The 7,989-nt window shown below is 51.0% G+C and carries 9 protein-coding genes; 5 read left to right on the top strand and 4 right to left on the bottom strand.

Features of this window, described 5'->3' with window-relative positions:
• A partial coding sequence (locus U869_RS0125605; RefSeq protein ID WP_029987248.1) for a LuxR C-terminal-related transcriptional regulator occupies positions 1-484 on the top strand: 484 nt, incomplete at its 5' end.
• A gap of 8 nt (positions 485-492) precedes the next feature.
• Here U869_RS0125605 and U869_RS0125600 read toward each other — a convergent pair.
• Positions 493-1,563, bottom strand: coding sequence for a radical SAM protein (locus U869_RS0125600; protein WP_198530671.1), 1,071 nt, complete (start codon positions 1,561-1,563; stop codon positions 493-495).
• The gene (locus U869_RS0125595) at positions 1,556-2,524 is read right to left on the bottom strand and encodes a TIGR04222 domain-containing membrane protein (protein ID WP_025119660.1); all 969 of its coding nucleotides are present in this window, start codon (positions 2,522-2,524) and stop codon (positions 1,556-1,558) included. Before U869_RS0125595 ends, U869_RS0125600 begins: the two co-directional genes overlap by 8 nt.
• Before the next feature lie 136 nt (positions 2,525-2,660).
• Here U869_RS0125595 and U869_RS0125590 point away from each other — a divergent pair, with 136 nt between their 5' ends.
• The 3 genes from U869_RS0125590 (at position 2,661) to U869_RS0125580 (ending at position 4,254) form a co-directional block, all read left to right on the top strand.
• Complete coding sequence (locus tag U869_RS0125590) at positions 2,661-3,299, top strand: LysE family transporter (RefSeq protein ID WP_025119661.1); 639 nt, start codon at positions 2,661-2,663, stop codon at positions 3,297-3,299.
• Between the two features lie 117 nt (positions 3,300-3,416).
• Entirely contained in the window at positions 3,417-3,719 is a 303-nt protein-coding gene (locus tag U869_RS0125585) for a helix-turn-helix transcriptional regulator (RefSeq protein WP_025119662.1), read from the top strand.
• A 7-nt stretch (positions 3,720-3,726) separates the two neighbouring features.
• Complete coding sequence (locus U869_RS0125580; protein WP_025119663.1) at positions 3,727-4,254, top strand: rhodanese family protein; 528 nt, start codon at positions 3,727-3,729, stop codon at positions 4,252-4,254.
• A 37-nt stretch (positions 4,255-4,291) separates the two neighbouring features.
• Here the strand turns inward: U869_RS0125580 and U869_RS0125575 are convergent, their stop codons facing one another.
• Positions 4,292-4,747 carry a GNAT family N-acetyltransferase gene (locus U869_RS0125575; protein WP_025119664.1) on the bottom strand — a complete coding sequence of 152 codons (456 nt, stop codon included), beginning with the start codon at positions 4,745-4,747 and terminating at the stop codon, positions 4,292-4,294.
• A gap of 124 nt (positions 4,748-4,871) precedes the next feature.
• On the opposite strand from U869_RS0125575, the gene U869_RS0125570 reads away from it, so the two are divergent.
• Positions 4,872-5,609, top strand: a complete 738-nt coding sequence (locus U869_RS0125570) for a bifunctional 2-polyprenyl-6-hydroxyphenol methylase/3-demethylubiquinol 3-O-methyltransferase UbiG (RefSeq protein WP_025119665.1) — start codon at positions 4,872-4,874, stop codon at positions 5,607-5,609.
• 137 nt (positions 5,610-5,746) lie between these two features.
• On the opposite strand, the gene U869_RS32445 is transcribed toward U869_RS0125570, so the two are convergent.
• Entirely contained in the window at positions 5,747-7,966 is a 2,220-nt protein-coding gene (locus U869_RS32445; protein ID WP_025119666.1) for a hypothetical protein, read from the bottom strand.
• Positions 7,967-7,989: the final 23 nt, after the last annotated feature.

Raw genomic sequence — 7,989 nt, 5'->3', positions numbered from 1 at the left:
TCTTGAGGTTTATTGGGTATACCTTGATATAACAAAAGAAGCACCAGGTAAAATATTTTTTACTAGCGAAGATATATTGCTGATAGCTATCGAGCAGGCAGATATCATTATCGATCTGATGACCACTGCGCGCAGACATGGTACTAAGGTGTGGTGGGTATTGGACAATGTATCAGATAGAGAAACCACCAGCATTCAAAGCGTGCTATCTAAGAAAATGCCGCTTGATGCCCTTTTCCCTCTTTTAGAGGCCAACGCGACTCATCTGCAAGACCTGCTATTCCTGACTAGGCAAGAGGAAAAGAAAATGCGGGCATTAACTACTGGAAAAACGCCACACAGTCTGGCAAAAGAGTTTAATTTATCGATAAAAACCATCTGCTCCCATAAAGTCAACGCGCTTAAGAAATTAGGGCTAAATCATCTTAATGCCCGCTCGGTGTTAATTTTCGGCAAGATATGTCGTGGGTTATCTGCATTCTGACGGCTGTCTCAGACATCACCCTGCTGATAGCGGCAAGCCGGATCCGCGCGGAACGGATCGTTGTGCATGGCATAAGCCAGACAACGGAGCCCGCCCCGGCAGTTGGTACGATAGAGGCAGGCCTGGCACTCTGGCGGCGCAGTGAATCCCCTAAGCTGACGCAACTGCGGGGCTTGATGATAGATCTCCGTCAGCGGACGCTGCCAAAGATTGCCAACGTTGATCGGCATTCGGCGGCAAGGCAGTACGCTGCCGTCCGGCATAATGGTGATCAGTTCTGCGCCTGCGCTGCACCGATAAGGCGGACTCCCAGCCTCCTGAAACTGCAAGGCACGGATCATGGCAATCTCGGTCTGGTTACCCGCTTTGGCCTGAAGCCGTTCGCTGGCCAGCGCCATTTGCCGGAAGTAGTCTGAACTTTGCTGCGCATTCAGGGTTAACGGCATATCACGGTGATCGGTGGGGATCATGCGATCGGACCACAAGCGGTTTACTTTCGCTCTGCTGGCCAATTCAGCAACCTGCATAAACTCCTGGCTGTTCTGGCCGTGGGCGGTAAAGGACCAAAGCACTCGAACTCCGGCATCGGTCAGATGCTTGGTAGCTTTCAGCACCTGCTGAAAATGCCCGCGACCACGGATCTCGTCATGGGTCTGTTCTGTACCTTCCACACTAAGCTGAACAAACTTCACTTTGAGTCTGGCGAAACGTGCAGCCCATTGTTCGTCGATAGACGAACCATTACTCAAAATAGCTAACGATGGCGCACTTGGCTGGGATGCCAAATAATCGAGCAGGGCCGGAAAATCTGGATGTGAACAGGGTTCCCCGCCGGTAAGCGTCAGTTGCAGCGGTATCGGGTTGTCACCCTCGACCTGGCGGTGTAACGCAAAAATCTGTTGTGCAATCTGCTTCATCTCTGAGAATTCAGGGCCGTGGTGACGATAGCTTTCCTGATAGCAGTGCTGACAGCGTAGATTGCACCGATCGGTAATGTGCCACTGCACCGTTAACCGGCTAAGCCTGACGGGATTAACCGAATCTAGCTGGCGGCAGGGAATGCGTTGCTCATCAGTCACCGCCGCACCCACCGCAGCCTGAACATCCGCTTGAACTGCTTGAATCGCTGCTGCTACCAGAATCGGAACTGCTTGATGACGTGGAACTATCTCCCCCCGCAGCACTACCGACTACGGGTATTAGAAAGAGCGCATAGGCCTGTCGCCCAAAAGCACAGTTAGCGTAGACCTCCCTGTCGTCATCAAGCGCGACGGCAACCATGGCAATATCCAACTGTTTGAGGGACTTTTTATCCTTAGGCAAAGTGGCCGACAACTGGCTGAGCAGCTTTTCCCCTTTGGGGGTCAGTTGGGCCTTACCCGCTCGGTTGCGTAGGAAAATCAGATAATAGATCCACCCGAAAAACAGCATTAGCACCATCAGGAACCCGACGTTGTGATGGCCCTTCAACCAAGCCACGCTCAGCTTATATCCCCCCATACCAAGCATGAGCACCAAACCGGCCCACAGGATCCCACGGCTGGTTCGCTGGTAGCTGGCGGGGTAGGTATAACCTTCCCGCTGGGCCTGAGCATCGAACTCCCGATAGAGTGGGCGCAGGGAAGAAAACGCTCCGGCCTTCTTTTGTTCCGCCCCTGACTCAAAACACAGCAGCACCGAACGCTCCAACCGATTAAGCTTTTGCTCTCGCTGGTCGGCTTTTTCCGGATTATTGGGGCGCTGTCGGGTGAAGGTTTTTCCCTGCTGCCGTCCGGCAGTTAATAACCCTTCATAGGAAAGGCGCATCATGGCCAATTTGAGCACGTGATCAATACCGCCCTTTAGCCAGGCAATGTAGTAAGGATCGACTTTTGGCGGCAACGAGATCGAGGGTGAACCAGAGGAAATGAATGAACGGAGGTAGCGACGCCTGGCCCGTGATATCAACCACATCAACAAGATGCAATACGTCAGATAAAACACCAGAAACCAGGGGCCGTACATATCGGCAATGGGATTACTGTAGACTGTCCATGTCATTAGGGTTAATTCCGTTTAAACCTGACTCGTTACGATGTGGATATCATAACTCAGCTGTGGATGTGATGCGATTCGCATCTCTTGAGCAGGACTAGCCATATCATTGGCGTCTGAGCGCAATTCAAGGATAGCCGAGATGGATCCGCTGCATGCAATAACCCTAACAATCGGCCTGTTTGTATTAACCTTTTTCAACCCCGGCGCCAACCTGTTTGTCGTGGTGCAAACCAGCCTGGCCTCCGGCAGCCGGGCAGGCATGTTGACCGGGCTGGGAGTGGCACTTGGCGATGCGCTGTATTCCGGGCTGGGCCTGTTTGGCATGGCTACGCTGATCACCCAATGCGAGGGGATATTCTCGGTCATCAAGGTGGTTGGTGGGCTATATCTACTGTGGTTTGCCTATAAAAGTATGAGTAAGCAAAACGCGCCACATTCCCCTGCGCTGCAACAACCACTCAGTGCGCCTTGGCATGTCTTCTTTCGTCGGGGCCTGATTACCGATCTCTCCAACCCACAGACGGTGCTGTTCTTTATCAGCATTTTCTCCGTTACCCTAAGCACCGAAACACCTACCTGGGCCAAACTGAGCGCCTGGTTGGGGATCGTGCTCAGTTCGGTAATTTGGCGCGTTTTCCTCAGCCAGGCATTCTCTCTGCCAGCGGTACGGCGCTCTTATGCCAATATGCAACTGGTCGCCAGCAGGGTCATCGGCGTAGTGATTGGAGCATTCGCCGTTAAGCTGATTTACGAAGGCTTGACTCGCAGATCTCTGTAACGGGTTCACCTCTTTGATCATCGAAGCCATATGCTTGGCACGCCATCAAAAAAGTACGTGCATTTTCTCATCAATTAATTTAGCATTTACTAAATTTATAAAAAACTAAAGTAACTCATGAACGACGAAAACGCCTCGCTGCTTGCCAGCGCCGATGCCGCAGCCACCCTACTCAAAGCCATGAGCAACCCCCGCCGCTTGCTGATCCTTTGCATGCTGGTGGATGCTCCAGGTACCAGCGCCGGTGAGTTGGCGTTAGCGACCGGGCTTAGCCCTTCCGCCACTTCACAGCATCTGGCCAAGATGCGCGACGAAGGGTTGATTGAAAGTACCCGAGACCGGCAACGCATCAACTACTCGATTAAAAATAGCGCCGTGCAGCAGGTCATCAGCACGTTAAAAGCCATCTATTGCCCCTGAGGACGCCATGAACGTAGAAACCATCACATCACAGCAAGCGCAGAAATTAATCATGCAGGGAGCACGGCTATTGGATATACGCGGGGTGGATGAATATACCCACGAGCATATTGCCCAGGCCAGCTTGCTCTCGTTGCCCGATATTGAGAAAGGTGGGAAACCGCAGGCGCTTAGCGAACAGGATGTAGTGATTTTTCACTGCCAGTCTGGCCGCCGTACGGCACAAAATGCAGCGTTATTGGCAGGGGCCGCGGCACCAGCAAAGGTTTATCTGCTGGAAGGTGGCATCAATGGCTGGAAACAACAGGGAATGGATGTCGTGAAGGGTAAGAACCAGTCGCTGCCCATTATGCGGCAGGTGCAGATTGCTGCGGGTTCCTTAATTCTGGCAGGGACAGTACTAGGCTATGCCACTTCTCCCCTGTTCTTCCTGCTGCCCGGCTTTGTGGGTGCCGGGTTGCTTTTTGCCGGGATCAGCGGGTTTTGCGGAATGGCAACGCTGCTGGCCAAGATGCCGTGGAATCAGTCAAAGTAACCCGCTAGCCCAACTTTGTCTGCAAAGTTGGGCATGATCAAACAAGATCCAACGAATAAACTCGCGATGACTCGCCCCATGGGTGATAACCAAGTCCGTCAAAATTGAAACCCAATCTTTCGTAGTAACCAACATGGTCAGTGCACAGATGCAAACTGTGAAATCCCAGTTCGCCAGTGACCTTGGCTACGTGATTGACCAGCAATGCGCCGCAGCCCTGCCCACGATAATGTTCATCAACATACAGCGCACACAGCCACGGATACAGCTCCATGCGGCTGATAAAGTCATTGGTGATAAGCCCCACGCAACCCACGATGGTTTCGCCATCCAGCAATAAATACCACTGTGGCAATGGGTTTGCCGCCGCCAAACAACGGGTTATCGAGTCTTGATAGAGCATCATCGTTTCTGGCGATGCCCACTGACGCTGGAAATACTCGATAGCCATATCGAGATAGGCTGGCTCCCGACGCACTGAAATAATCTTCATCCAATCCCCTGATTTATTCTGTTATCCGCTAATTATGCCCTATTTTTGTTGGCAGTCTAATTGCTGAACGAATACCATTAACGGGCCATGCTATTAGCGCGGCTTTTTTAATACAGGAGACGTTATGTCACAAAATATCTATGACAATCAGGCCTTTTTCGACGGCTATGCACAGCTCAGCCGTTCGGTGCAGGGGTTGGATGGTGCGCCGGAATGGCCAACCATCCGCAGCATTCTGCCAGATTTGCAGGGCAAAAAGGTGGTCGATCTTGGCTGTGGTTACGGTTGGTTCTGCCGCAGTGCTCGTGAGCAAGGTGCCGATCGGGTACTGGGAATGGATCTTTCAGAGAAGATGTTGGGTAAGGCGAAGGAGATGACTGAGGATCCGGCGATTGAATACCGTCAGCAGGATCTGGAAGCGCTACAGCTCCCGGCGGCCAGCTTCGATTTGGTCTATAGCTCGCTGACGCTGCACTATATCGAAGACCTCGGTAAGCTGTTCGCTACCGTTTATCAGGCATTGGTGCATGGTGGGGAGTTTATTTTTACGGCCGAGCACCCGATTTATACTGCGCCAAAGCATCAGGGCTGGTTAGTGGATGAGGCAGGGCAAAAATCCTGGCCGATCAATGGTTATCAGCAAGAAGGAAAACGTATTTCCAACTGGCTAGCGGAAGGAGTGATCAAACAGCACCGTATGCTGGGTACTTATATTAATTTGCTGGTACAGCAAGGATTCACCATCCATTACTTAAATGAATGGGGTCCATCTGCTCAACAGATCGCCGATAATCCGGCACTGGATGAAGAAAAAGAGCGTCCGATGATCTTTATCCTGGCGGTACAAAAACCCGCTGCATAATAGCTGTTCACTGCGTTAAACATCGTTAAAACATCCAATATTGGGGAGGCTGCCTCCCCCCAATACTGTTCAAGCTTGTTCACGGCAAAACGGTTCTGGGCAACGACAGAACAACACCGTTTCACCGCCAATGCCACTTACTCGGCCGTCATTTGAACGTCGTTGCTTTCTGGTTCTGGCTCGCACTGAACCTCCTCAACCGGCGGCATTTCCAAACGCAGGTCGATCCAGCGCCCTTCCGGAATATCCATCGGCTCGCCAGCGACAATCGCTGCAGTATCAATATCAAAGCGACGTTTGCTGACCTTGACCGTGATCGTGCCGTCTTCGGCTGATTCGGTCGCGACAAAGCACAGGCGGTTGCCATTGACGTCCTGCGGGACTTCGATATTCCAGCCCTCCAGGGCGAAACCTAGCGAACCTGTCACTTGGTATACGCCGACAGAAACTCGCTCAGCGGTAACACCTGCGGCTTCGCCATTGACTGCTGCCAGCCCTGACAGGGTGAACCCTTCTAGGTATTCGTCTGTCATTTTTTCTGGGTTGCTGGTGAGGCGTGCTATTGGGGAGGCTTTTTTCAGGAAGCCGTTGGCGTCTATGGTAGTATTTCCGGTATGCCATATCGATTGCCAAGCTGAATGGCCACCGGTTGAAGAGCGAACCCTTGTTCGTAAATCTACAGCAGCTCCCCCCATTGCCCAAGCCATCTGAAAACGGGATGCTCCATCGTACCCACCCATAACTCCCGCCCATGGCCCCGCAGTTGGAGCATTAGCAGTATTTGTACCGAAGCGGAAGAACTGGTTTGCCCCCACACCATCTGGGGCAGCTACCGTAACAGGGGTATATGCACCGACTCCTGCATCACCAACTTGCATCGGATTTGAAAGGGTATTCCCATCCCACATTTTGACCCAACCTTGCCAGACACCATTCCTAAGTGTGTTGCGGTATACCTCATCATACGAGCTAGGCGCTGTAATGATCGCTGAAGCCAATAAAGTGCCATGTCCACCATTTGCATTAGACGTAAATGTCCAGTCAAGGCAGTAAGCAACTCCAGCACGAGGCATTCCTATACCGTTGGCGTTTACTCCATACTTTCCCGTAGGCTTGTTTTTAAGATCATCTAAAACTGTATCTAGCGGTAGTGACACAGCTACGCCACCAATACCATATTGTCCAGCAGTAATAACTGGTGAAGAACCAACATATAGCCCATTAAGCGCATAAGTAACCCCTGTACGAGCATTAACGTAAAATACAGGTTTTCCTTGTTCAACCCCAGTACCTAAACTGTTCCCAATTGTAGGTGCAACGGCAAATCCATACCAAGTCCCAACAGTGTAGTTATTGGGTTTATCAAAACCAGCATAGTCCGCACCACGGAATGTTATTGGTGCGCTATTAGAGGCAACTGTATCAATAACTTCTTGAGGTGATGACATTGCTGTTGTTATAACATGCCCTTTAGGTACTGAAACCATGCCATCTGTGCGGCAAGCCATAGTATATGCCGTACCATTCCAGCGGATATTCATGGATCCAGTATCTGTCTGAGCGTAAACGGCACTTTTCTCTACCCCCCCAGTATCTCTGAATCTAATTAACATATTCGAAGAGGATGAAGAAGCGTTCATGAGCATATCGCCCGTAGAACTTAGCTGACCTTTAGCTACAAAGTTTCCTGCTGGTGATAAATAAGCACATAGTGTCGTATCCGTACTATTAGAGTTCCACCAGTTAAAACCTCCAACACCACTCCCTTTATTGTTAATGAAGTCTGTCGCTGCCGCCAACCCTCCAGTTGCGGTTGTTGCACGGTTCCAAGCAATCCACGCCCCCTGAGTCGTAGGTGTAAACTCAGGTGTTGTGGTCGAGGTAAGCCGAAGCGGCTTAGTAAATAACACAGTGCTCGCAATACCCTGGTCAAGAGTCGATGATCTAGAAACATAATCAGTCTGGATCTTCGCCAACGTTGGCACAGTTAGTTTTGTACCGTCATCTTTAGTGAAGGTCATATCCCCGGAACCGGTAAACCAACTCACCGTATCATTGCGACTGCCCTGGAAGAAGGTCAGCATCGCAGCAAAACGAGCGGAGAACTGGCTGATATCACCCTCGTAGGTAGTAATAATCGCATAACTCTGCCCGTTGGCCGTTGAACCTGCATAGTTGCTGTTCAGAGTCAGAGAAGTATTGCTATTAACCTGTTTAACTTCATACAGCTTATTGTCCGGGGCCAGTAAAATCATGCCCGGCATCACGCCAAACTTGGCATCGGCCCATGCGGTGCCAGTACCAGTTACGGTGGCGTTATTAGCGGTTAAATTGATAGTGCCTGTTTTGTACCACATAGTTTTACTCCAAATAAAATAAC

Source organism: Serratia sp. H1w (genome assembly GCF_000633355.1).
Classification (GTDB): Bacteria; Pseudomonadota; Gammaproteobacteria; order Enterobacterales; family Enterobacteriaceae; genus Chania.
Note: the sequence above shows the minus strand (reverse complement) of the source record. Positions and strands in the feature narration are given on the sequence as shown.

Bases quoted from the DNA above. Each gene is read 5' to 3' on its own strand.
- U869_RS0125595 (WP_025119660.1), bottom strand. From the start codon at position 2,524: ATGACATGGACAGTCTACAGTAATCCCATTGCCGATATGTACGGCCCC.
- U869_RS0125590 (WP_025119661.1), top strand. From the start codon at position 2,661: ATGGATCCGCTGCATGCAATAACCCTAACAATCGGCCTGTTTGTATTA.
- U869_RS0125585 (WP_025119662.1), top strand. From the start codon at position 3,417: ATGAACGACGAAAACGCCTCGCTGCTTGCCAGCGCCGATGCCGCAGCC.
- U869_RS0125580 (WP_025119663.1), top strand. From the start codon at position 3,727: ATGAACGTAGAAACCATCACATCACAGCAAGCGCAGAAATTAATCATG.
- U869_RS0125575 (WP_025119664.1), bottom strand. From the start codon at position 4,747: ATGAAGATTATTTCAGTGCGTCGGGAGCCAGCCTATCTCGATATGGCT.
- U869_RS0125570 (WP_025119665.1), top strand. From the start codon at position 4,872: ATGTCACAAAATATCTATGACAATCAGGCCTTTTTCGACGGCTATGCA.
- U869_RS32445 (WP_025119666.1), bottom strand. From the start codon at position 7,966: ATGTGGTACAAAACAGGCACTATCAATTTAACCGCTAATAACGCCACC.